Below are 311 nucleotides of genomic sequence, written 5' to 3'. Positions count from 1 at the left end.
CGGCCGCCTGGGAGCTGCAGCCCGGCGACCTGATCTACACCGGCACGCCCGAAGGCGTGGCCGGCGTGGTGCGCGGCGACCGGCTCGACGGCGGCGTGGACGGCCTGGAACCGCTGCGCTTGACCGTCGTGTAACGCCAGCCGCATCACTTTTGATAGCTGCCAACGCTTGTCCTGCAAGCGCTGGGGCCCGATTCCATTCAAAATCCAGCGCATGACCTTTCGCAGCCCGATCAAGCACTGCCGCAGCTGCGGCACCGCGGTGGTGTACCGCGTCCCCGATGACGGCGACACCCGCCAGCGTGCCGTGTG

Annotated in this window: 1 protein-coding gene and 1 pseudogene; both read left to right on the top strand. The window is 68.8% G+C overall.

Annotation, left to right across the window (positions count from 1 at the left end; all coding sequences use genetic code 11):
- Nucleotides 1-134: pseudogene (locus B2J89_RS23030) on the top strand (FAA hydrolase family protein); the annotation flags it as partial.
- A gap of 79 nt (nucleotides 135-213) precedes the next feature.
- A partial coding sequence (locus tag B2J89_RS22075; protein ID WP_169170888.1) for a zinc ribbon domain-containing protein occupies nucleotides 214-311 on the top strand: 98 nt, incomplete at its 3' end.

Source organism: Acidovorax sp. SRB_24 (assembly GCF_012931925.1).
This window is presented reverse-complemented; position numbering and strand designations above follow the sequence as displayed.